Annotated in this window: 19 protein-coding genes; 14 read left to right on the top strand and 5 right to left on the bottom strand. The window is 66.9% G+C overall.

Features of this window, described 5'->3' with window-relative positions:
* Window positions 1-52: 52 nt before the first annotated feature.
* The 8 genes from Q4G14_RS11915 to Q4G14_RS11880 all read left to right on the top strand — a co-directional run bounded on the left by Q4G14_RS11915 (window position 53) and on the right by Q4G14_RS11880 (window position 8,949).
* Window positions 53-277 (top strand): hypothetical protein, encoded by a 225-nt coding sequence (locus Q4G14_RS11915; RefSeq protein WP_303361974.1) that lies wholly within the window; start codon window positions 53-55, stop codon window positions 275-277.
* Between the two features lie 128 nt (window positions 278-405).
* Entirely contained in the window at window positions 406-1,404 is a 999-nt protein-coding gene (locus Q4G14_RS11910; protein ID WP_303361973.1) for a nitronate monooxygenase family protein, read from the top strand.
* Between the two features lie 159 nt (window positions 1,405-1,563).
* Window positions 1,564-2,973, top strand: coding sequence for a circularly permuted type 2 ATP-grasp protein (locus Q4G14_RS11905; protein ID WP_303361972.1), 1,410 nt, complete (start codon window positions 1,564-1,566; stop codon window positions 2,971-2,973).
* Between the two features lie 12 nt (window positions 2,974-2,985).
* Entirely contained in the window at window positions 2,986-3,948 is a 963-nt protein-coding gene (locus tag Q4G14_RS11900) for an alpha-E domain-containing protein (RefSeq protein ID WP_303361971.1), read from the top strand.
* The gene (locus tag Q4G14_RS11895; protein ID WP_303361970.1) at window positions 3,945-4,745 is read left to right on the top strand and encodes a transglutaminase family protein; all 801 of its coding nucleotides are present in this window, start codon (window positions 3,945-3,947) and stop codon (window positions 4,743-4,745) included. Before Q4G14_RS11900 ends, Q4G14_RS11895 begins: the two co-directional genes overlap by 4 nt.
* Before the next feature lie 90 nt (window positions 4,746-4,835).
* Complete coding sequence (locus Q4G14_RS11890) at window positions 4,836-5,564, top strand: peptidase (protein WP_303361969.1); 729 nt, start codon at window positions 4,836-4,838, stop codon at window positions 5,562-5,564.
* Window positions 5,565-5,704: 140 nt separating this feature from the next.
* Window positions 5,705-7,984: an NADP-dependent malic enzyme gene (locus tag Q4G14_RS11885; protein ID WP_303361968.1), complete on the top strand. Its 2,280-nt coding sequence runs from the start codon at window positions 5,705-5,707 to the stop codon at window positions 7,982-7,984.
* Window positions 7,984-8,949 carry a glycosyltransferase gene (locus tag Q4G14_RS11880; protein WP_303361967.1) on the top strand — a complete coding sequence of 322 codons (966 nt, stop codon included), beginning with the start codon at window positions 7,984-7,986 and terminating at the stop codon, window positions 8,947-8,949. Before Q4G14_RS11885 ends, Q4G14_RS11880 begins: the two co-directional genes overlap by 1 nt.
* A gap of 97 nt (window positions 8,950-9,046) precedes the next feature.
* Here Q4G14_RS11880 and Q4G14_RS11875 read toward each other — a convergent pair whose 3' ends face one another.
* Together Q4G14_RS11875 and Q4G14_RS11870 are read right to left on the bottom strand one after the other, a co-directional pair.
* Window positions 9,047-9,496 (bottom strand): DNA polymerase III subunit chi, encoded by a 450-nt coding sequence (locus tag Q4G14_RS11875; RefSeq protein WP_303361966.1) that lies wholly within the window; start codon window positions 9,494-9,496, stop codon window positions 9,047-9,049.
* Between the two features lie 167 nt (window positions 9,497-9,663).
* Complete coding sequence (locus Q4G14_RS11870) at window positions 9,664-11,259, bottom strand: leucyl aminopeptidase (protein WP_303361965.1); 1,596 nt, start codon at window positions 11,257-11,259, stop codon at window positions 9,664-9,666.
* A 109-nt stretch (window positions 11,260-11,368) separates the two neighbouring features.
* Here Q4G14_RS11870 and lptF point away from each other — a divergent pair, with 109 nt between their 5' ends.
* From lptF to rsmA, 6 genes are read left to right on the top strand one after another with little or no spacing between them, the layout of a single operon-like run.
* Entirely contained in the window at window positions 11,369-12,511 is a 1,143-nt protein-coding gene (lptF, locus tag Q4G14_RS11865) for an LPS export ABC transporter permease LptF (protein WP_303361964.1), read from the top strand.
* Window positions 12,508-13,617, top strand: a complete 1,110-nt coding sequence (gene lptG, locus Q4G14_RS11860; RefSeq protein WP_303361963.1) for an LPS export ABC transporter permease LptG — start codon at window positions 12,508-12,510, stop codon at window positions 13,615-13,617. Before lptF ends, lptG begins: the two co-directional genes overlap by 4 nt.
* On the top strand, window positions 13,617-16,040 hold the full coding sequence (locus Q4G14_RS11855) for an LPS-assembly protein LptD (RefSeq protein WP_303361962.1): 2,424 nt from the start codon (window positions 13,617-13,619) through the stop codon (window positions 16,038-16,040). The genes lptG and Q4G14_RS11855 overlap by 1 nt, the downstream gene beginning before the upstream one ends.
* Before the next feature lie 34 nt (window positions 16,041-16,074).
* Window positions 16,075-17,337, top strand: coding sequence for a peptidylprolyl isomerase (locus Q4G14_RS11850; protein WP_303361961.1), 1,263 nt, complete (start codon window positions 16,075-16,077; stop codon window positions 17,335-17,337).
* 1 nt (window position 17,338) lies between these two features.
* Window positions 17,339-18,304: a 4-hydroxythreonine-4-phosphate dehydrogenase PdxA gene (gene pdxA, locus Q4G14_RS11845; RefSeq protein WP_303361960.1), complete on the top strand. Its 966-nt coding sequence runs from the start codon at window positions 17,339-17,341 to the stop codon at window positions 18,302-18,304.
* A gap of 40 nt (window positions 18,305-18,344) precedes the next feature.
* The gene (gene rsmA / locus Q4G14_RS11840) at window positions 18,345-19,214 is read left to right on the top strand and encodes a 16S rRNA (adenine(1518)-N(6)/adenine(1519)-N(6))-dimethyltransferase RsmA (RefSeq protein WP_303361959.1); all 870 of its coding nucleotides are present in this window, start codon (window positions 18,345-18,347) and stop codon (window positions 19,212-19,214) included.
* Window positions 19,215-19,410: 196 nt separating this feature from the next.
* Here rsmA and Q4G14_RS11835 read toward each other — a convergent pair whose 3' ends face one another.
* From Q4G14_RS11835 to prfA, 3 genes are all read right to left on the bottom strand, one after another.
* Window positions 19,411-20,100 (bottom strand): DUF4167 domain-containing protein, encoded by a 690-nt coding sequence (locus Q4G14_RS11835; protein WP_303361958.1) that lies wholly within the window; start codon window positions 20,098-20,100, stop codon window positions 19,411-19,413.
* Between the two features lie 239 nt (window positions 20,101-20,339).
* Window positions 20,340-21,170, bottom strand: a complete 831-nt coding sequence (gene prmC / locus Q4G14_RS11830; protein WP_303361957.1) for a peptide chain release factor N(5)-glutamine methyltransferase — start codon at window positions 21,168-21,170, stop codon at window positions 20,340-20,342.
* Entirely contained in the window at window positions 21,167-22,225 is a 1,059-nt protein-coding gene (gene prfA, locus Q4G14_RS11825; RefSeq protein WP_303361956.1) for a peptide chain release factor 1, read from the bottom strand. The genes prmC and prfA overlap by 4 nt, the downstream gene beginning before the upstream one ends.
* Between the last annotated feature and the right edge of the window lie 7 nt (window positions 22,226-22,232).

Below are 22,232 nucleotides of genomic sequence, written 5' to 3'. Positions count from 1 at the left end.
AAAAGCCAGGCAAACGCCGCCAGAAACCCCACAAGCCCTTAAGTTAGCGCGTATGACCTTCCGCCCCGCCGATCAGGCCCACAGCGATCAGTTGACGATGGATTTCCTGAACTGGGGGCTGGACGGGTTCATCACCGACAACCCCGATTACGTTCTGGCCTCGATCAACGGCCATGACATCGCGCCGGTGCCGCTGCCCGGTGCCCTGCCGCTGATGGCGGCGGGGGTCGCGGCCTTTGCCGGCATCGGTCGCCTGCGCCGCCGCAAAACAGCCTGATCGCCGGTCAGCACTCTGCGACAGGGCGGCCCTGACAGCGGGGCCGCCCTTTTGCATGGCTGGCGCAGCGTCATTCTTGCCGCGCGCCCACCCGCGCGGCATCCTGCCCGCAAAACCCGGAGGAACCCATGCTGCCGCCCATCCTGCAAAACCTGCGCATTCCCGTTGTCGGATCGCCCATGTTCATCGTGTCCGGCCCGGAACTGGTCATCGCGCAATGCAAGGCGGGCATCGTCGGCAGCTTTCCGGCGCTGAATGCGCGCGAAGCGGCGGGCGATCCGCCGCTGCTGGATCAGTGGCTGACCCGCATCGCCGAGGAACTGGACCGGCACAATCAGGCCCATCCCGACACGCCCGCCGCCCCCTTTGCGGTGAACCAGATCGTGCATAAATCCAACGCCCGGCTGGAACGCGACATTGAAATCTGCCACCGCCACCGCGTGCCGATCTGGATCACCAGCCTTGGCGCCCGCCCCGAGGTGAACGCCGCCGCCCATGACTGCGGCGGCATCGCGCTGCATGACGTGATCGACAACCGCTTTGCCCGCAAGGCGATCGAAAAGGGTGCCGACGGGCTGATCGCCGTGGCGGCAGGCGCGGGCGGCCATGCCGGGCGGCAGTCTCCCTTTGCGCTGTTGCAGGAAATCCGCGACTGGTTCGACGGGCCGCTGCTGCTGTCGGGGGCGATTGCCACCGGGCGGGCGGTGCTGGCCGCGCAGGTGGCCGGGGCCGATCTGGCCTATATCGGCAGCCCCTTCATCGCCACGGCCGAGGCGAACGCGCAACCCGAATACAAGCAGATGATCTGCGACAGCGGCGCGATGGATATTGTCACCTCGTCGCTGTTTACCGGGGTTTCGGGCAATTACCTTGCCCCCTCGATCCGCAATGCCGGAATGGACCCGGATGCACTGGATAGCGCCGATGCGGAAACGATGAACTTTGCCAGCACCGGCGCCAGTGCCAAACCCAAGGCGTGGAGCCAGATCTGGGGTGCCGGTCAGGGCATCGGCGCGATCCGCAACGTGCAACCCGTGCGCGCCTATATCGACGCGCTGGCCGCCGAATACCTTGCCGCGCGCGCCTCGGTGGCCGCATTGCCCGACGGGGGCTGGCGCACCAACTGATCGCCCGCGAAACGGGCAGATCGCCAAAAAACGCGGCAACTCTAAATTTTTGCTAACCCGCCGGGGAAAAAGCCCGGCGGGGCATGGACTCTGTTCCATGGGCAAGAGTTTCTGTTTCCAAAGGCCACCGGGCAAGACCTCGGGGCCGGGGGAAAACGGATGACGCATTACAACGAAATGTATGACGGCGATCAGGTGCGTGCGCCCTATGCCATGCTGAACGATTGGGTCGATACCATGCCCGCCGATCTGCGGCAGATGAAACAGGCCGAGGCCGAGGCTCTGTTCCGCCGCATCGGCATCACCTTTGCCGTCTATGGCGAGGGCGGCGACCCGGACCGGCTGATCCCCTTTGACATGATGCCGCGCGTCTTTGAACAAACCGAATGGCGCAGGCTGGAACGCGGCATCAAACAGCGCGCCCGCGCCCTGAACGCCTTTTTGCGCGATGTCTATGGCCGGGCCGAAATCGTGCGCGCGGGCCGCATTCCGGCGCGGCTGGTCTATCAGAACGAGGCTTTTGAAAAGGCGGCTGTCGGCTTTGTCCCGCCGCGCGGGGTCTACAGCCATATCATCGGCATCGACCTTGTGCGCACCGGCAAGGACGAGTTCTTTGTGCTGGAGGATAACTGCCGCACCCCTTCAGGCGTCAGCTATATGCTGGAAAACCGCGAAATCATGATGCGCATGTTCCCGCAACTGTTTCGCGGCAACCGCATCGAACCCGTGGACCAATACCCCGAACTGCTGCGCCGCACGCTGGAATCGGTGGCCCCGGCCAAATGCAGCGACCGGCCCACCTGCGTGATCCTGACGCCGGGCCATTTCAACAGCGCCTATTACGAACACAGCTTTCTGGCCAATCTGATGGGGCTGGAACTGGTCGAGGGGCAGGATCTGTTCGTGGACGGCGAATTTGTCTATATGCGCACGACGCAGGGGCCGCAGCGCGTCGATGTGATCTATCGCCGCGTGGATGACCCGTTCATCGACCCCTTGTGTTTCCGCCGCGATTCCATGCTGGGCATTCCGGGGCTGATGGATGTGTATCGTTCTGGCGGGGTCAGCATCTGTTCGGCCCCCGGCGCGGGCGTGGCCGATGACAAGGCCATCTATACCTATGTGCCCGATATGATCCGCTTTTATCTGGGGGAAACGCCGATCCTGAACAACGTCCAGACATGGACGCTGTGGGATGACGACGACTATAAACATGTGATGGAGAACCTGCCCGATCTTGTCGTGAAAGAGGTTCACGGATCGGGCGGTTACGGGATGCTGGTCGGCCCAAAGGCGACCAAGGCCGAGATCGAGGATTTCCGCGCCCGCATTCAGGCCGCCCCGCATAATTACATCGCCCAGCCCACGCTGTCACTGTCCACCGTGCCGACCTTTGTCGAACAGGGCATCGCTCCGCGCCATGTGGACCTGCGCCCCTATTGCCTGTGCGGCGACCGGATCGAGCTGGTGCCGGGCGGGCTGACGCGGGTGGCGCTTCGCGAAGGCTCGCTGGTGGTGAACTCGTCGCAGGGCGGCGGGGTCAAGGACACCTGGGTTCTGTCGGAATAAGGGGAAACGGATATGCTCAGCCGCACCGCCGCCAACCTGTTCTGGATGGGCCGCCATCTGGAGCGCGCCGAAACCGCCGCCCGCCTGCTGCATGTGGGCCAGCGCATCACGCTGATGCCGAACAGTGGCGAGGGATATGAAAACGAAAGGAACTCGCTGCTGCGCGCTTCGGGCACGGCAGAGTTGTTTTCTGATAAATACGATCATCTCTCGCAGGAAAACATCGAAGAATTCATGTATTTCGACCGCGGCAACCCTTCATCCGTGGTGTCCTGTTTCGAAAAAGCGCGCGAAGGCGGGCGCATTGTCCGCACCGCGCTGACCGGGCAAGTCTGGGACGCGCTGAACAGCGCATATCAGGAACTGCGCCGCATCGAACGGATGCCGCGCGGCCAGTTAGAGGGCGCGGACCTGACCGATTTCGTCACCCGAAGCGCCTCGACCGTGCGGGGGGCAATCAATGCCACGCAATTGCGCAATGACGGCTGGCATTTCATCAATCTTGGCTATGGGCTGGAACGGGCCGATGCGACGGCGCGGATTCTGGATGTGAAATATTTCGTCCTGCTGCCGCGTGTCGAATTTGTCGGCTCGGAACTGGACAGCTATCAGTGGCAGGTGATCCTGCGTGCATTGTCGGCGCATCGGGCGTTCCACTGGGCCTATGGCGGCGATGTGACCGCCGGGCGGGTGGCCGATTTCATGATCCTGAACGGCGAAAGCCCGCGGTCGCTGATTACCTCGCTTTATGAAACGGTCTGGAACCTTGAGGGGCTGGCCCGCCGCTATGGCGAGGGCGTGCCCCACACCGCCCGCGACAAGGCGCGCGAGGTGCTGAGCCGTCTGCAAAACCACGACATCGAGATGATCTTTGACGAAGGTCTGCACGAATTCCTGACATGGTTCATCGAGGAAATCGCCGCCATATCGGTGCTGGTGCATCAGGATTATCTGGCCGGGGGGATGCAGGCATGAAGCTGAAAATCCTGCATGAGACGCTGTATCATTACGACATGCCGGTCAGGAACCTGATCCAGAGCCTGCGCCTGACGCCTTCGGCCTGCGAGGGGCAGAAAACGGAAAACTGGCAGATCGACGTGACCGGCGGGCAGCGCGGCCCCGCGTTCCGCGACGGTGCGGGCGACTGGATCGAGGGCTGGACGGTGCGCGGCCCGCTGGAGGAAATCGCCGTGCGCTGCTGGGGTGTGGTGGAAACCACCGATCTGGCTGGCGTTCTGCGGGGCCACCGCGAAATCATTCACCCGTTGGCCTATCTGCGCAGCACCGCCGCCACCGCCACCGATCAGGCGCTGCGTGATCTGGCGGCATCGGCCAGCGGTGATGCGGCGCTGGATCTGGCGCACCGGCTGTCGGGCGTAGTGGCGGATGCCATCGCCTATCGCCCCGGCGTGACCGATGCCCGCACCACCGCCGCCGAGGCGCTCGCCCTGGGTGAAGGGGTGTGTCAGGATCACGCCCATGCGCTGATCGCCGTGGCGCGGCTGCACGATCTGCCGGCGCGCTATGTGTCGGGCTATCTGCATTCGACCATCGACGGCACGCCCCATGATGCCGCCCACGCCTGGGCCGAGATTCACATTCAGGGCCTGGGCTGGGTCGGCTTTGACGCGGCCAATCGCTGCTGCCCGGATGATCGCTATGTCCGGCTGGGGTCGGGGCTGGATTCCTCGGACGCGGCGCCCATTCGCGGGATGCGCGCCGGGCCGGGGGCGGAAATGCTGGCCGTCACGGTCAAGGTGGAAGAACTGTAACCCGCAGCCGGGCCTGATTACGGCCCGGCGGTTGCGGGCAGGTTGCAGCCACCGTATCTTGCCCGGCAAACAGGGAATGCGGACCGGATCATGACCTATTGCGTCGGGCTGAAACTGAACGAAGGGCTGGTGCTGCTGTCGGACACGCGCACCAATGCCGGGCTGGACAATATTGCCACCTATCGCAAGATGTTCTTCTTTGAAAACCCCGGCGAGCGGGTGATCGCCGTCATGACGGCCGGGTCGCTGTCGGTGACGCAGACCACCCTTGGCCGTCTGCAAGAGGCGGTCGAGGACGATATGGCCGACGAGACCACCTCGATCATGCTGGCCCCGACGATGTTGCAGGTTGCCTCGATCATCGGGGATTGCCTGTCGCGGACCCGGCGCGAGATTACCGAACAGTTGCGCGACTTTCGCCAGATGCAGGCCAGTGCCAGCCTGATCGTGGCCGGGCAGCGGGCGGGCGGCGACATGCGGCTGTTCCTGATCTATCCCGAGGGCAACTTTATCGAAGCGACTGAGGACACGCCCTTTCTGCAAATCGGCGAGCATAAATACGGCAAGCCGCTGCTGGATCGTGTGATTACCCCCGCGACCAATCTGGACGATGCGCAAAAGGCCGTGCTGCTGTCGATGGATTCGACCCTGCGATCGAACCTGTCGGTGGGGATGCCGCTGGATCTGGCGGTGATCGAAAAGGACCGCTGCGCCGTCGGCCTCCACCGCCGCATCCTGAAGGACGATCCCGATTTCGCGCGCATCAGTCAGGCATGGTCGCACGCGCTGCGCGACAGTTTTGTGCGGATCTCTCTGTAAGGCGCGTCGCGCCCCAAGATGCGTATTTGGACAAACAGGAAGCGGCTTGTGGCTGGCTGAAAACCCCTGCGCCCGTGATGCTTGCCCGTTGAGGATGCCGCTGCCGCGCGCTAACACGGGGCCAACAGGGGGACACGCATATGAGCGATCAGAAGAACCGCAACGCACGCATCACGCCCGACGAGGCACTGGCCTATCACATGGAGCCGCGTCCGGGGAAATACGACATCGTGGCCTCGACCCCGATGGCGACGCAGCGCGATCTGTCGCTGGCCTATTCACCCGGCGTCGCGGTGCCGGTTGAGGCCATCGCCGCGCGGCCGGAAACTGCCTATGACTATACCACCAAGGGCAATATGGTCGCGGTGATTTCCAACGGCACCGCCATCCTTGGCTTGGGCAATCTGGGTGCTTTGGCATCCAAGCCGGTGATGGAGGGCAAGGCGGTTCTGTTCAAACGCTTTGCCGATGTGAACGCCATCGACATCGAACTGGACACCGAAGACCCCGAGGAAATCATTCAGGCCGTCCGCCTGATGGGGCCAAGCTTTGGCGGCATCAACCTTGAAGACATCAAGGCGCCCGAATGTTTCATCATCGAATCCCGCCTGAAGGAAATGATGGACATCCCGGTGTTCCACGACGACCAGCACGGCACCGCCGTGATCTGCGCCGCCGGTCTGATTAACGCGCTGGAACTGTCGGGCAAGCGGATCGAGGATTGCAAGGTCGTGCTGAACGGCGCGGGCGCTGCGGGCATCGCCTGTCTGGAGCTGATAAAGGCCATGGGCGCGCGCAATGAAAACTGCATCATGTGCGACACCAAGGGCGTGATTTATCAGGGCCGCACCGAGGGCATGAACCAGTGGAAATCGGCCCATGCCGTCGTGACCGAGGCCCGCAGTCTGGAAGACGCGATGCGCGGCGCGGATGTGTTTCTGGGCGTGTCGGCCAAGGGCGCGGTGACGCCTGAAATGGTCATCAGCATGGCCGATAACCCGGTCATCTTTGCCATGGCCAACCCCGATCCCGAAATCACCCCCGAGGAAGCGCAGGCCGTCCGCCCCGATGCCATCGTCGCCACCGGGCGCAGCGATTATCCCAATCAGGTCAACAATGTGCTGGGGTTCCCCTATCTGTTCCGGGGTGCGCTGGACATCCATGCCCGCGCCATCAACGACGAGATGAAGATCGCCTGCGCCCGCGCTTTGGCTGAACTGGCGCGCGAGGATGTGCCCGACGAGGTCGCCGTGGCCTATGGCCGCAAGCTGACCTTTGGCCGCGATTACATCATCCCGACGCCCTTTGACCCGCGTCTGATCCACGTCATCCCGCCCGCCGTGGCGCGCGCGGGCATGGATACCGGCGTTGCCCGCCGCCCGATCATCGACATGGAGGGTTATGCCCACTCGCTGCGGGCGCGGATGGACCCGACGGCCTCGATCCTCAACGCGATCCATGCGCGGGCGCGGCAGAATCAGGCGCGGATGATCTTTGCCGAGGGCGACGATCCGCGCGTGCTGCGCGCCGCCGTGGCATGGCAGCGGGGCGGCATGGGCACCGCGCTGGTGGTGGGCCGCGATCAGGACGTGAAGGACAAGCTCGAGGCCGTGGGCCTTGGCGATGCCGTGCGGGAAATTCAGGTGGTGAACGCGGGCAATGCCCGGCATTTGGACAGCTATTACGAATTTCTGTATAAACGCCTGCAACGTCAGGGCGTTGACCGCGAGGATGCGCATAAACGGGTCAACCGCGACCGGCATGTGTTCGCAGCCCTGATGCTGGCGCATGGGCATGGCGACGGGCTTGTGACCGGCGCGACCCGCAAAAGCGCGCATGTTCTGGCGCAGATCGGGCAGGTGTTCGACGTGCGTCCGCAAGATCACACCGTGGGCATCACCGCCTTGCTGCACAAGGGCCGCGTGGTGCTGATCGGCGACACGCTGGTTCATGAATGGCCCGAGGCCGAGGATCTGGCGGATATTGCCGTCCGCGGTGCGCAGGTCGCGCGGGGACTGGGGCTTGAGCCGCGAGTGGCCTTTCTGTCGTTTTCTAACTTTGGCTATCCGATCAGCGAACGCGCCGTAAAGATGGCCGAGGCACCCAAGGTTCTGGACGCGCGTGGCGTCGATTTCGAATACGAAGGCGAGATGACCGTGGACGTGGCCCTGAATGCCGAGGCGGCGGCGCGTTACCCGTTCAGTCGACTAAGCGGGCCAGCGAATGTGCTGGTGGTGCCGGCGCGGCATTCGGCCAGTATCTCGGTGAAATTGTTGCAGGAAATGGCGGGGGCGACGGTGATTGGCCCGATCCTGACCGGGGTGCCCAAACCGATCCAGATCTGCGCCACCAATTCCACCGTGAACGATATTCTGAACATGGCGGCGATTGCCGCGGGCGGTTTGGGCCAGCCGCGCTGATGGGGCAGGCAGACAAGGCCAATGCCGTGATCGCGGCTTTGGTCGTTACCTATAACCGGCTGGAAAAGCTGCAAGAAACCGTTCGCCGCCTGCTGGCCGAGCCGCTGGATCATGTCGTGGTGTTTGACAACGCATCCGATGATGGCACCGGCGACTGGCTGCGCGATCTGGACGACCCGAGACTGAGCGTTGTATTTCACGCCGAAAACAGCGGCGGGGCGGGGGGGTTTTCGCTGGGGCTGCGGCATGTGATGCAGCGGTTCGACCCCGACTGGGTGGTGGTGATGGACGATGACGGGCGGCCCTGCGCCGGTGCCATCGCCGCCTTTCGTGACCTGCCGCCGGGGCGGTGGGATGCGGTTGGGGCGGCGGTCATCACGCCGGGCGGCACGGTCTGCGAGATGAACCGCCCCTACCGTAACCCCTTCTGGCATATGCCGGAATTTCTGCGCACGCTGCGTGCCGGGCGGCGGGGGTTTCATCTGCCGGACACCGCCTATGCGCCGGATGCGGGGCCGGTGGCGGTGGATATGGCTTCTTTTGTGGGGCTGTTTCTGTCGCGGGATGCGATCCGGCGGGCGGGGTTTCCTCATGCCGGGTTGTTCATCTATGGCGACGATCAGCTTTATACGCTGACGATGCGGCGCAGGGGCTTGCGGCTGGGGTTTGAGCCTGCGGTGCGGTTTGAACACGACACGGCCTCGATTGAGGGTAACGCCCTGATTTTGAAGCCGATCTGGAAGGTGTATTACATGTATCGCAACGCGCTGCTGGCCTATCGGGTGGCGGCGGGGCCCTGGTTCTGGCCGCTGTTGCCGGTGCTGGTGCTGAAATGGCGGCGGCAGGCGGGGCGATACGGCGATCAGGCCGGACTTTACCGGCGAATCCTGCGGGTGGCGATCCGTGACGGGCTGGCGGGGCGGCTGGATCGGTCGCATGACAAGGTGGTTCGGCTGGCGGGGTAGCGCCCGAAGGCCGGGGGTTTCACACCCCCGGACCCCCGTGGGATATTTTTCGGACCAAAGATGCCTGATTTTGTTGGGTTTTCAGGCAGCTGGGGTGTCAGCGTTTGCGGGTCCAGCGGCCGGATTCTTCGGACCAGTATTCTGCGGTGATTCCGGCGGCGGTCAGGCTGCGCCATTGGTCGCGGGCGCGGTCGGTGGCGGGGGGGCTGGCGCCGTCGAAGATGATGCAGGTTCGCTCAAGGCTTTGACATTCCTGCGGATTTACTTCGGCTCCGTTCAGGGTCAGCAGGCAGGCGGGATTGTTGGCGGCGGGTTGGCCGGCGAGGGTCAGCAGCACCGGCTGGCGGGCGTCATGGGGGCCGCCCTGTTGGCCGTGGGGCAGGAAAGCTTCGGCTTCCCACAGTTTTTTATCCAGCCGTTCAAGGGTTTCGGCATCTGTGCCGCGCAGTTCCACGCGCCAGCCAGCGGCGCGGGCCTTGCCGATCAGCATGGGCACCAGCGCATCGGCGGGGGTGCGGGTCAGGTGATAGAACATCGCGTTGCCCATGGGGCCGGCCTAGCGCGCAACGGCGGCGGGCGTTGCGTGGCGCAACGCCTGTGCCGGGGCGGCGCGAAACCCCGGCAAATGCCGGGATTTCGGCTGCACAGCCTGTGCACAACCTGTGCACAGGGCGTACACAACCTGTGCACAGCCGGACGGTGCAACGCGCGCTGTCATTTGCCCTCGTAATGGGTGCGGATCAGGCGATCCAGCGTCATCACCCCCCAGCCGGTCGCGCCCTTGGGGGCGAGGTCGGTGGCGACGGGCGGCAGGGCCACTCCGGCGATGTCGATATGCGCCCAGGGTTGGCCCTTGCGGATGAAGCGTTGCAGGAATTGCGCCGCCGTGATCGAGCCTGCCGCGCGGCCGCCGGTGTTCTTGATGTCGGCCAGCCGCGATTTGATCTGGTCGTCATAGGCCTTGCCCAGAGGCAGACGCCACGCACCTTCGCCCTCGGCCCGCGCGGCGGTCAGGATCTGATCGGCCAATGCGTCGTCATTGGCAAATACCCCTGCATTTTCATGGCCCAGCGCGATGATGACGGCGCCGGTCAGCGTGGCGAGGTCGATCACCGCCGCCGGATTAAAGCGATCCTGCGCATACCACAGCACATCGGCCAGCACCAAACGCCCCTCGGCATCGGTGTTGATGACCTCGATCGTGTCGCCCTTCATGCTGCGCACGATGTCGCCGGGGCGTTGGGCGCGGCCATCGGGCATGTTTTCGACCAGACCGACCAGACCGACGACATTGGCCCGCGCCCGGCGCAGGGCCAGCGTGCGCATGACCCCGGCGACGACGCCCGCGCCGCCCATGTCCATGGTCATTTCCTCCATCCCTGCGGCCGGTTTGATGGAAATGCCGCCGGTGTCGAACACCACGCCCTTGCCGACCAGAGCCAGCGGCGCCTGGTCCCCGCCGCCGTTCCAGCGCATCACCACGACCCTGGACGGGCTTTCCGACCCCTGCCCCACGGCCAGCAGCGCGCGCATACCCAGTTTCGCCAGTTCGTCTTCGTCCAGCACCTCGACCGTGAGGCCGATTTCCTGCATCGCCAGCAGGCGGTCGGCAAAGTCGGTGGTGGTCAGCACATTGGCCGGTTCATTGACCAGATCGCGGGTGAAGAACACGCCTTCGGCCAGCGCGGCCCCGTCAGTGGCGGCGCGGGCCAGCGATTCAGGGTCTTTGGCGGCGAAGGTGACGCGGGCCTTTTCCGGCGCAGGCGGGTTGGCATCGGCGGCATCGGCGCTGGCGGGCGTATCGCCGCCCTCGGCCAGACGGGCGTTTTCGCCCGCAGCGGGTGTTGTGACCAGTTGCGCCGGGTTCACATCGCCGGGGGCGGCGTCGTCGCCATCCTTTTGCGTCTGATACACGGAAAAATCATAGCCGCGCAGAGCGAGGCCAAGGGCGATGTCGGCCCCCTGCGCATGATTGCCCGCCAGCACCAGCGTATGGGCGCGGCCCAGTTTGGCGCCGATGGCGGCACCGGCCTTGCGCGCCTCGGTCGCAGAGGATTTGGGCGGCAGCGCGACCAGTTGCAGCGCCTCGGCGGCCATGCCGGCGGGGAAGGCCAGTTCCAGCGACCCGCCGGGTTTCAGCGCCCGGCCCGCCTTGGACTCAAGCGCCCGCATCGCCGCATCGCGCGCGGCGCGCGGCAGGCCGGGGGGCAGTCTGGCCCCCGGTGTCACGATCAGCGCCACCCGCCCCTGATGCGCGGCCGGATCGGCGGCAGCGGTTTCGACAAAGCTGATTTCGACGGGGTGGGTCATGGATCGGGCCTTTCAGTTTGTTCGCCGCCGACAGCCTAGACGCCATGCGGCCCCTTTGCCAGAGCCGCCGCACGGGTTATCAGGGGGCAAGCCAACCGACCCGGACCCCATGCCACGCATCGACCGTTACCTGCTGACCCAATTTCTAGGCCTGTTCGGCTTTTTTGCGCTGGTGCTGGTCGCGGTGTATTGGATCAACCGTGCCGTGCGTCTGTTCGAGCAATTGTTAAGCGATGGCCAGACCGCGCTGGTGGTGTTGGAGTTCACCGCGCTGACCCTGCCCACCGTGATTGCCACCGTGCTGCCGGTCGCGGCCTTTGCCGCCACCGCCTATGGCACCAACCGTCTGGCCGGAGAATCAGAGCTGGTCGCCATGCGCGCCGCCGGGCTGTCGCCCTGGCGGATGGCGCGGCCGGTGCTGGTCTTTGGGCTGGTCGTGGGGCTGATCGTGGCGGTTCTGGCGCATGTGCTGGTGCCGATGGCGCGCGAACGGCTGGCCGACCGGCAGAGCGAGCTGGCCGAAAACGTCGTCGGGCAGTTTCTGCGCGCGGGCGATTTTCAGCATCCGGCGACCGGGCTGACGCTGTTCATCCGCGATATTGCCAATGACGGGCGGTTGCTGGATCTGTTTCTGGAAGATGCGCGCAACCCTGCCGATCAGTCCGCCTATACCGCGCAAGAGGCGCTGGTGGTGCGCGGCGATCACGGGCCGGTGCTGGTGATGCTGAACGGGATGGTGCAGAACATGCGGGTCACGCAGGACAGCCCCGACGGGCTGCTGTCGATCACCCGGTTCGAGGAACTGAGCTATGATCTGGGGGCGCTGATCGGGGTGCGCGCGGCGCGGGGGCGTGATTTGCGCGATTTCGGCACGCTGCCGCTGTTGCGCGCCGATGCGCAGGTTCTGGAAAGCACCGGCAAATCCGCCGCTGAGGCCCGGCTAGAGGCGCATGAGCGGATCAGCCAGCCGTTTCAGGCCCCGATTGCGGTGATGATCGGCTTTGCCACGCTGCTGATCGGCGGCTATTCGCGCTTTGGCGTGTGGCGGCAGGTGTTCTGGGCGATCATCGGGCTGATCGCGGTGCAGTTCATGGTCAATGCCGCCGCCAATGCCGCCGGGCGCGATCCGGCGCAGTGGTGGCTGCCCTATGTGCCGGTGCTGATCGGCGGCCTGATCTGTCTGGCCCTGCTGTGGCTGGCGGCGCGGCCCTTTCCTGCGCCTGCAACTGCGCGGGTCGGAGGGGCGACATGATCCTGCCGTTCTACATCGCCCGCCGCTTCCTGCGCAGTCTGCTGCTGATCGCGGGGGTGTTCGGGCTGATCCTGTTCCTGATCGAGATGATCGAGACGATCCGCCGCTTTTCCGGCTCGGGGCTGGGGCTGGGCGGGGCGGCGCAGCTGTCGCTGCTGTCGATTGCCGGGGCGTTTTACCAGATCCTGCCGCTGGTGACGGTGCTGGCGGGGATTGCGCTGTTTCTGGGGCTGGCGCGCACATCCGAACTGGTGGCGATCCGCGCCGCCGGGCAATCGGCGCTGCGGCTGCTGCGCGCGCCGCTGGCGACGGCGATCATCGTGGGCGCGGTGGCGGTGGCGGTGCTGAACCCCTTTGTCGCCGCCACCAGCCGCCTGTATGACGACACCGCCGCCCGGATCGAGCGCGGCGGCCAGCAGACGGTTTCCGTGGGCGATAGCGCCGTCTGGCTGCGGCAGGGGCTGAGCGATAACGGGCAGGACAGCGGCCAGATCGTGATCCGCGCCGGCCGCGCCAGCCCGGATGCGACGACGCTGTATGACGCGACCTTTCTGATCTACGAATCCGGTTCCGGCCTCACCCGCCGGATCGAGGCGCAAAGCGCGGTTCTGGCCCCCGGCGCCTGGCATCTAAGCGGCGTGCGCGACTATCGGCTGGACAGCCAGAACCCGCAGGCCGATGTGCAGGCGCAGGAAACGCTGTCGCTGCCCTCTGACCTGACGGCGCAGCGCATCCGCGACGGCTTTGGCCGGCCCGATGCGGTGGGCATCTGGCAACTGCCCGATTTCATCGCCGGGCTGGAACGCGCGGGCTTTTCCGCCGCGCGCCACCGCGTCTGGTTGCAGATGGAGCTGGCACGCCCGTTTCTGATGGCCGCCATGGTCGCCATCGCCGCCGCCTTTACCATGCAGCATGTGCGCGGGCGCAATTCCGGCATCGCGGTTCTGCTGGCCTTCGAGGCGGGGATCGGCTTGTTCTTTCTGCGCAATCTGGCGCAGGTTCTGGGCGATTCCGGGCAGGTTGCGCCGTGGATCGCCGGTTGGGCTCCGCCCGCCGTCGGTGCCGCGCTGGCCTTGGCCGTGATCCTGCAAAAAGAGGATGGCTGATGGCAACGCGCCCACGCAAACCCCGCAACAGACGCGCCGCGGCCATGGCTGCCGCCACCGCCCTGATCGCCGCAACCGCCGCCGCCACGGCCCCGCTGACCGCGCGGGCGCAGGGACAGGAACAGGAGCAGCCGCAGGTGGTGCAGGTGCCGACCGTCATCGGCGTGACCGAAAACAGCAGCGGCGGCCCGGCGCTGGCCCCGACCGCGCCCCTGCTGGGCTTTGGCACCATTGCCGACGGCACCCCCACGCCGGAACGGCTGACCACCGCCACCACCACCGCCAGCGGGCGGGGCGGGGTGACTCTGCCCCGCGCGGTGCCCGATCAGGCGGGCGATGATGCCGCCACCGTGCTGGCCGACAACATCACGCTGACCGGCGACCGCACGCTGACCGCCTCGGGCGGGGTGGTGATCTGGTATCAGGGCAACCGGCTGGTCGCCTCGCGTTTGCGGGTGGACGGGGGGTCGGGCGCGCTGACGATCGAGGGGCCGATCCACCTGTCGCGCCCCGGCCAGCAGGGCAGCGCCGATGACATGGTGCTGATCGCCGATGCCGCGCAACTGGACCGCCGCTTGCAGGACGGCATCCTGCGCGGCGCGCGGCTGGTGATCGCGCGCGAATTGCAACTGGCCGCGACCGAGGTGCGGCGCAGCGACGGCGGGCGCTATACCACGATGACGAATGTCGTCACCTCGTCCTGTCAGGTCTGCGCCAGCGATCCGACGCCGCTGTGGGAAATCCGCGCCCGCAGCATCACCCATGACGCCGAGCGGCGCGAACTGATTCTGGAGCGCCCGCAACTGCGCGCCTTTGGCGTGCCGGTGGCCGGGGTGCCCTTTACCATTTCCGCCCCCGATCCGACGGTCGAGCGCAAGACCGGCCTGCTGCGCCCCAGCGTGCGCACGACATCGGGGCTGGGGTTCGGGGTCAAGATCCCCTATTTCATCACCCTTGGCCGCAGCGCCGATGTGACGCTGACGCCCTATCTGTCGGCCTCGCGCACGCGGACGCTGGAAATGCGATACCGGCAGGCGTTCAGCAATGGCGCGCTGCAACTGGACGGCGCGATCAGCCGCGACGATCTGGAACCGGGCACCACGCGCGGCTATCTGTTCGGCGTGGCCGAGTTCGATCTGCCGCGCGGCTATCGGCTGGGGATGCAGTTGCAGCACGCATCCGACCGCGCCTATCTGCTGGATTACGACGTCACCGATGCCGACCGGCTGTGGTCGGGCGTCACGCTGGACAGGGTGCGCCGCGACAAGCTGTTCGTGGCCCGGCTGGGCACCTATGATTCGCTGCGCGACGACGAAGAAGGCGCCTATTCCCCCGCGCAGGTCGCCGATGTGATCTGGCAGCGCCGTATCCAGCCCCGCTGGCTGGGCGGCGAGGCCCTGCTGGAATGGTCGGCCCATGCGCATCGCCGCCCCTCGGCCGATGATGTGCTGGGGCGCGACATGGCGCGCGGCTCGCTGTCGGCCGACTGGCGGCGCAGCCAGATCGTGGGCAACGGCGTGGTGCTGGCGGCACTGGGCGCGGTGGATGCCGATATTTACCGGATCGCGCAGGACAGCAACTATGACAAGGTGCAGGCGCGGCTGACCCCGACCGCCGGGGTGGAACTGCGCTGGCCGCTGGTCGGCAGCGGCGCGGGCGTCACCCATATGGTGGAACCGGTGGTGCAACTGCTGTGGTCGCCGCGCAATGACGGCAGCGACGACATCCCCAACGAAGACAGCCACCTGATCGAGTTCGACGAAGGCAACCTGTTCTCGATGAACCGCTTTCCCGGCTGGGACGCGCGCGAACAGGGGCTGCGCGCCAATCTGGGCGTGACCTGGACCCGGATCGCCCCCGATGGCTGGTCGCTGGGGCTGACGGCGGGGCGGGTGCTGCGCGACCGGCGCGACGACAATTTCGGCCCGGATTCGCCCTTGTCGGGGCGGCGGTCCGACTGGCTGCTGGCGGCGCATTACGACAGCGGCACCGGCATCGCCGCATCGGCGCGCAGCCTGTTCGACGACAAGGGCCGTTTCTCGCGCAGCGAAGTGCGCATGGGCGTGCTGCGCCCCGACATGCAGCTGAGCGCCGGTTATCTGTGGATCAACCGCGACCGGGGCGAAAGCCGCCTGACCGACACGCGAGAGGCGGTGCTGAACACCGGCTGGCAGGTCGCCCCCGGCTGGTGGGGCAGCGCCGAGGCGCGCTATGACTTCACCGAGGACCGGATGCAAAAGGCCTCGCTGGGGATGCAGTATCGCAACGAATGTATCACGCTGGACATGGGCATCGGGCGGCGCTTTACCTCGTCCGATTCGGTGCGGGCGGAAACGGATTTCGACCTGTCCGTCCGTCTGGGCGGGTTCGGGCAGCAGACCGCCACGCCGGGCACGGTGGCGCGGCGTTCCTGTATGCGCTAGGGTCGCGGCAGACAACACTTTCGGAGACCAGATCATGCGGCAGTTTCTTTCCGGCATCGCGCTTGCTGCGGCCCTTGGCCTTGGGCCGCTGGCCCTGCCGGTTTCGGCGCAGAACGCCTTTTCGCCGCTGGTTTACATCAACGATCAGGCCGTCACCCGATACGAGCTGGATCAGCGCCTGCGCTTTATGCAGCTGCTTCAGGCGCCCGATGCCACCCCGGCGGGGGCCGAAACGGAACTGGTCAACGACCGGCTGAAGATGTCCGCCGCGCGGCAGATGGGCATCACCCCCTCGGACGAAGATATTCAGGCCGGGCTGGATGAATTCGCCGGCCGCGCCAATATGAGCAGCGCCGAATTCACCGCCGCCCTTGGCCGCGCCGGGGTGGAACGGCAGGCTTACCGCGATTTCGTCACCGCCGGCGTCGTCTGGCGCGAGGTGATCCGCCGCCGCATCGTGCCGGGCGTCAGCATCTCGGACGCCGAGGTTGACCGCGCGCTGACGCGGGAAATCGAGACCCCGATCATCAGCCGGGTGCTGTTGTCGGAAATCGTCATCCCCGCCCCCGAGGGGCAGGAAGGCGCGGCGCAGGCGCGGGCGCAGCAGATTCTGGCGTCGTCCTCGGACGAGGCGGGCTTTGCCGCCGCCGCCCGCCGCTATTCCGCCTCCGGCACCGCCAGCCGGGGCGGGCGGCTGGAATGGGTGGTGCTGGACAATCTGCCCCCGGCGCTGCGCCAGATCGTGACCTCGCTGCGGCCCGGCCAGATGACGCAGCCGCTGAACGTGCCCGGCGCGGTGGTGCTGCTGATGCTGCGCGACACGCAGGGGCAGTTGCGACCCGGCGCGCGCGAACAGGTGCTGGATTACGCGGTTCTGCGCGTGGCCGATGCAGCCGATGCCGCCCAGATCGCCGCGCGCGTCGATACCTGCAACGATCTTCAGGCGCGCGGGGCCGGGGCAACCCAGCGACAGACCGCCTCGCAAGGGGCGATTCCGGGCTTGGTCGCGGCGCAGCTGGCGGCGCTGGACGCGAACGAAACGGCGACGGTGAACACCGGCGTGGGCGTTGACATCATCATGCTGTGTTCGCGCCAGCCCGCGCTGCTGGCGCAGGATCAGGTCGCCACCACCGCCCTGCCCCCCGACGGGGTCGAGGCGGGCGTGGCCGGGGCCAACCCGACCGCGCTGCCCGATCGCGCGGCGGTGCGCGACCAGTTGTTCAATCAAAAGATCAACATCATGGCCGACGCCTATCTGGCCGAACTGCGCGCCGATGCCGTCATCCGGCGCCCGTAAGGTGGCCGGCCGCATCATCCTGACCTGCGGCGAACCAGCAGGCATCGGGCCGGAAATCGCCGCCCGCGCCCTGGGCTGCGGGGTGGATTTCGTCTGGATGGGCGACCCGCGCCACCTGCCGCCGGGCACGCCTGCCCACGAAATCGCCGCCCCCGGCGACCCGGTGCCCGCAGGCCACCTGCCGGTGCTGCGCCACGATTTCGCCGCCCCCGCCACGCCGGGCCAACCCGACCCGGCCAATGCACAAGGCGTGATCGACGTGATCGCCCGCGCCGTGGATCTGGTGATGACCGGGCAAGCCGCCGCCATCACCACGCTGCCGATCAACAAACAGGCGCTGAAACAGGGCGCGGGCTTTGCCTTTCCGGGGCATACCGAATACCTCGCCTATCTGGCGGGCGGAGTGGATGTGGCGATGATGCTGGCCTCGACCACCGTCAGCCCGCCCTGCCGCGTGGTTCCGGCAACGATCCACATCCCGCTGCAAGATGTCCCCGCCGCGCTGACTCCTGACCTGCTGGAACGCAGCATCCGCATCACCCATGCCGCGATGATCCGCGATTTCGGCATCCCGAACCCGCGCATCGCCATCGCCGGGCTGAACCCGCACGCGGGCGAAGGCGGCACGATGGGCCGTCAGGAACAGAATATGATCGCCCCGCTGATCGCCCGCCTGCAAGCCGAAGGGCTGAACCTCGCCGGGCCGCTGCCCGCCGATACCATGTTCCACGCCCCGGCCCGCGCCCGCTATGACGCGGCGATCTGCGCCTATCACGATCAGGCGCTGATCCCGATCAAGACGCTGGATTTCGCGGGCGGCGTCAATGTCACGCTGGGGCTGCCGTTCATCCGCACCTCGCCCGATCACGGCACCGCCTTCGACATCGCGGGCACAGGCGGCGCCGATACCGCCTCGGCCATCGCGGCGCTGAAAATGGCGGCGGATATGGCCCGGAACCGCGCGTGATGCTTCCTGTTTGCCCAAATACGCACCTTGGGGGGCAAGGATGACCACCCTCGACAACCTCCCCCCCCTGCGCGAGGTGATCGCCCGCCACGACCTGCGCGCCAAAAAGCAGCTGGGCCAGAACTTCCTGCTGGACCTGAACCTGACGGCCAAGATCGCGCGGCAGGCAGGCGAGCTTGGCGGCTGCGACGTGCTGGAAATCGGCCCCGGTCCGGGCGGGCTGACGCGCGGGCTGCTGATGCAGGGGGCGCGGCATGTGCTGGCCATCGAAAAAGACGCCCGCGCCCTGCCAGCCCTGGCGGAAATCGCGGCGGCCTATCCGGGGCGGCTGACGGTCATCAATGGCGATGCGCTGGAGATCGACCCGCTGGCGCATCTGACCCCGCCGATCCGCATTGCCGCCAACCTGCCCTATAATGTCGGCACCGAATTGCTGATCCGCTGGCTGACCCCGCGCGACTGGCCGCCGTTCTGGGAATCGCTGACGCTGATGTTCCAGAAAGAGGTCGCCGAACGCATCGTTGCCACGCCGGGCAGCAAAGCCTATGGCCGCCTTGCGCTGCTGGCGCAGTGGCGGGCGGATGCGCGCATCGCCATGACCCTGCCGCCCGAAGCGTTCACCCCCGCGCCCAAGGTGCATTCGGCGGTCGTCCACCTGACCGCCCTGCCCGCGCCGCGCTATCCCGCCGATGCGGCCACCCTGTCGCGGATCACCGCCGCCGCCTTTGGCCAGCGGCGCAAGATGCTGCGCGCCAGCCTGCGCGGGCTGCACCCCGACATCGAATCGCTGCTGGAACAGGCCGGTATCCCACCCACCGCACGGGCCGAGGAAATCGGACTGGAAGCCTTTTGCACTCTGGCCCGGCTGCTGAAACCGGCGGGTCAGGATTGCCCGGTTAAGGGCGGCTGAGGGGGGAGATGGGCCGGTGCGGGACGCGGCGCAGGCGCGGTGGCCCCGCCCGCGCGCATCCATCAGGCGATTCAGCCGCCCCCGGTCGCGTAGGTGATCTGCCTGCGGCACAGCGCCACGATGGGGAATGTAAACCACACCGCATAACAAAAGGGCCGCCCCGGCGGGCGGCCCTGATTGTCGGATCGGACGGGTCTCAGGCGGGTTCGCCGCCCTCTGCCGGGGTGGGGTTGTTGTCTGCGGTGCCTTCGCCCGCATCATCGCGGCGGCGCCGGGGGCGCGGCGTGGCGCTGCGCGGGGCGCGCGGGCGGCGGGGGCGTTCCTGCTGGACAGGCGCCTCGGCCACGGGGTCCGGGGTGGTTTCGGGCGTGGCGACGGGGCCGGCCTCGCTGACCTCGCCCGCATCGACGGCATCGGGCAGACCCGCCGTCTGCGACCGGGGCTGCTGTTGCGGCGCGGGCTGTTGCGGCGCGGGCTGCGCTTCGGCCTGATCGTCGCGCCTGTCATCACGGCGATCGTCGCGCTGATCGCGGCCCTGCTGCTGACCCTGATGGCCCTGCTGCTGGCCGTTGCCATTGCTGGCACCTTCGCGGTCGTCCTCGCGCCCCTGCGGCTGATTATGCTGCTGACGCTCGGCCATTTCGCGCTGCGCCTCGCCCAGCATCCGGGTGTAATGCTCGGCATGCTGAAGAAAGCTCTGCTCGGCCACGCGGTCGTTGGACAGTTGCGCGTCACGGGCCAGGGCCAGGTATTTGTCGATTATCTGCTGCGGAGTGCCGCGAACCTTGCCTTCGGGGCCGGACGAATCGAACACACGGTTGACGATATTGCCCAGTGAACGCTGACGGTTCGACTTGTTACGCGAACGGGATTTCGATGATCTCATCAGTCTGTCTGTCGATGGTTCCAGATCATGGCTGGATGGTGGGGATCATCGCGCCAAGTGAATTGCAGCCTGCCTTAACCCTCGGGCGGGGCGTAAACCCCCGGCTGATCTGCGGCTTGTGCGGCTGACCCGTGCGGGCACCCTGCGGCCCCCGTCACAAGGGCGAATAATCACGCATCCACGCCCCTGACAAGCGCAAAAGTGACAAAAAGCCGCCAAATGACGCGATTTTGCCGCAATCACGCCGGGAACTCGGCCAAAATAACACGGTCGCGCCCGTCCAGATCGGCCAGCACGCGCGCCTTGGCCCCGGCTGCGGCAAACAGCGCCGACACCGCCGCCGCCTGCGTGGGACCGATTTCCACCAGCACCGCGCCGCCGGGCGTCAGATGCGCCGCCGCCCCCGCCGCAATGGCGCGATAGGCACCCAGCCCGTCGGCCCCGTCGGTCAGCGCCAGATGCGGTTCCCAGTCGCGCACCTCGGGCGACAGACCGGGCATCTCGGATGCGGCGATATAAGGCGGGTTCGACACGATCAGGTCAAAGCGCCCGCTGACGGCGGAAAACCAGTCGGATGGCGCGAAATCCGCCCTCACCCCGATGCGGGCGGCGTTGCCCTGCGCGACCTGCAAGGCGGCGGGCGACAGATCGACCCCCAGCCCGTGCGCCCCGCGCCGTTCCGCCAGCAGCGAAATCAGGATCGCGCCGGTGCCGGTGCCAAGGTCCAGCACGCTGCGCCATGGCCGGTCCAGCGCCGCCGCCACCAGCGTTTCGGTTTCGGGGCGCGGGTCCAGCGTGTCGGGGGTGACGTGGAAATCATGCTTCCAAAAGGCGCGGGTGCCGGTGATCTGCGCCACCGGCTGTCGCCCGGCGCGCTGCGCCGCGAAACCGTCGAACCGGGCCTGCTGATCGGGCGTCAGGGTGTCGCCCGCCATCAGCAGCACCCGCCCCGGATCGACCCCAAGCGCCGCCGCCATCAGCCGCCGGGCGTCGCCCATCGGATCGGCCACGCCCGCCGCCCGCAGATCGCGGGCCGCCCCCTCGAGCGCGGCGCGGATGGTGAGGGTCATGCGCCGTCGGCCTCGGCCAGACGGGCGGCCTGATCGTGGGCGGTCAGGGCGTCGATGATCTCGGTCAGGTCGCCGGCGATGATCCGGTCCAGCGCATAAAGCGTCAGGTTGATGCGGTGATCGGTCATCCTGCCTTGCGGAAAGTTATAGGTGCGGATGCGTTCGCTGCGATCACCGCTGCCGACCTGCGATTTGCGGTCGGCGGCGCGGGCGGCATCGGCGCGCTGGCGTTCGGCGTCATACAGCCGCGCGCGCAGCACCGCCATGGCGTTGGCGCGGTTCTGATGCTGCGATTTCTCGCTGCTGGTGACGATGATGCCGGTGGGCAGGTGCGTGATCCGCACCGCCGAATCGGTGGTGTTCACATGCTGCCCGCCCGCGCCCGAGGCCCGCATGGTGTCGATGCGGATGTCGCTGGCGGGGATGTCGATGTCCACATCCGCCGCCTCGGGCAGGACGGCCACGGTGGCGGCACTGGTGTGGATGCGCCCGCCCGATTCGGTTTCGGGCACGCGCTGCACCCGATGCACGCCCGATTCGTATTTCAGCCGGGCAAAGACGCCCTCGCCCTCGATCCGGGCCACGGCCTCGCGCACGCCGCCCAGTTCGGTCTGGGTCAGGTCGAGCATCTGAAACGTCCAGCCCTGCGATTCCGCGTGGCGGCGATACATGGCCAGCAGATCGCCCGCGAACAGCGCCGCCTCTTCGCCGCCGGTGCCGGGGCGGATTTCCAGAATGGCCGGGCGCGCGTCGGCGGCATCGCGCGGCAAAAGCGCGATTCGCAGCGCCTGTTCCAGCGCGGGCAGTTCGACATGCAGCCGCGCCAGTTCATCCTGCGCCAGTTCGCGCATTTCCGGGTCGGCCAGCATCTGCTGTGCCTGCGTCAAATCGTCCTGCGCGGCGCGAAAGGCGGCGATCTGTGTGACCACGGGTTTCAGTTCCGCATATTCGCGGCTGATCGCGGCGATCTGATCGGGCGGTGGGCCATCGTTCAGCCGCGCTTCGAGATATTCGAAACGGGCGGCGATCTGGTCAAGGCGGTCCTGCGGCAGCATGACGCGG

Origin of the sequence: Paracoccus sp. (in: a-proteobacteria), assembly GCF_030538755.1 — a bacterium.
In the GTDB taxonomy this organism is placed as follows: domain Bacteria; phylum Pseudomonadota; class Alphaproteobacteria; order Rhodobacterales; family Rhodobacteraceae; genus Paracoccus.
This window is presented reverse-complemented; position numbering and strand designations above follow the sequence as displayed.

Coding starts and splice junctions, on each gene's coding strand:
- Q4G14_RS11890 (WP_303361969.1), top strand. CDS start 4,836: ATGACCTATTGCGTCGGGCTGAAACTGAACGAAGGGCTGGTGCTGCTG.
- lptF (WP_303361964.1), top strand. CDS start 11,369: ATGCCACGCATCGACCGTTACCTGCTGACCCAATTTCTAGGCCTGTTC.
- Q4G14_RS11855 (WP_303361962.1), top strand. CDS start 13,617: ATGGCAACGCGCCCACGCAAACCCCGCAACAGACGCGCCGCGGCCATG.
- prfA (WP_303361956.1), bottom strand. CDS start 22,225: ATGCTGCCGCAGGACCGCCTTGACCAGATCGCCGCCCGTTTCGAATAT.
- Q4G14_RS11870 (WP_303361965.1), bottom strand. CDS start 11,259: ATGACCCACCCCGTCGAAATCAGCTTTGTCGAAACCGCTGCCGCCGAT.
- Q4G14_RS11895 (WP_303361970.1), top strand. CDS start 3,945: ATGAAGCTGAAAATCCTGCATGAGACGCTGTATCATTACGACATGCCG.
- Q4G14_RS11880 (WP_303361967.1), top strand. CDS start 7,984: ATGGGGCAGGCAGACAAGGCCAATGCCGTGATCGCGGCTTTGGTCGTT.
- prmC (WP_303361957.1), bottom strand. CDS start 21,170: ATGACCCTCACCATCCGCGCCGCGCTCGAGGGGGCGGCCCGCGATCTG.
- lptG (WP_303361963.1), top strand. CDS start 12,508: ATGATCCTGCCGTTCTACATCGCCCGCCGCTTCCTGCGCAGTCTGCTG.
- Q4G14_RS11875 (WP_303361966.1), bottom strand. CDS start 9,496: ATGGGCAACGCGATGTTCTATCACCTGACCCGCACCCCCGCCGATGCG.
- Q4G14_RS11915 (WP_303361974.1), top strand. CDS start 53: ATGACCTTCCGCCCCGCCGATCAGGCCCACAGCGATCAGTTGACGATG.
- Q4G14_RS11910 (WP_303361973.1), top strand. CDS start 406: ATGCTGCCGCCCATCCTGCAAAACCTGCGCATTCCCGTTGTCGGATCG.
- Q4G14_RS11835 (WP_303361958.1), bottom strand. CDS start 20,100: ATGAGATCATCGAAATCCCGTTCGCGTAACAAGTCGAACCGTCAGCGT.
- Q4G14_RS11900 (WP_303361971.1), top strand. CDS start 2,986: ATGCTCAGCCGCACCGCCGCCAACCTGTTCTGGATGGGCCGCCATCTG.
- Q4G14_RS11885 (WP_303361968.1), top strand. CDS start 5,705: ATGAGCGATCAGAAGAACCGCAACGCACGCATCACGCCCGACGAGGCA.
- Q4G14_RS11850 (WP_303361961.1), top strand. CDS start 16,075: ATGCGGCAGTTTCTTTCCGGCATCGCGCTTGCTGCGGCCCTTGGCCTT.
- rsmA (WP_303361959.1), top strand. CDS start 18,345: ATGACCACCCTCGACAACCTCCCCCCCCTGCGCGAGGTGATCGCCCGC.
- Q4G14_RS11905 (WP_303361972.1), top strand. CDS start 1,564: ATGACGCATTACAACGAAATGTATGACGGCGATCAGGTGCGTGCGCCC.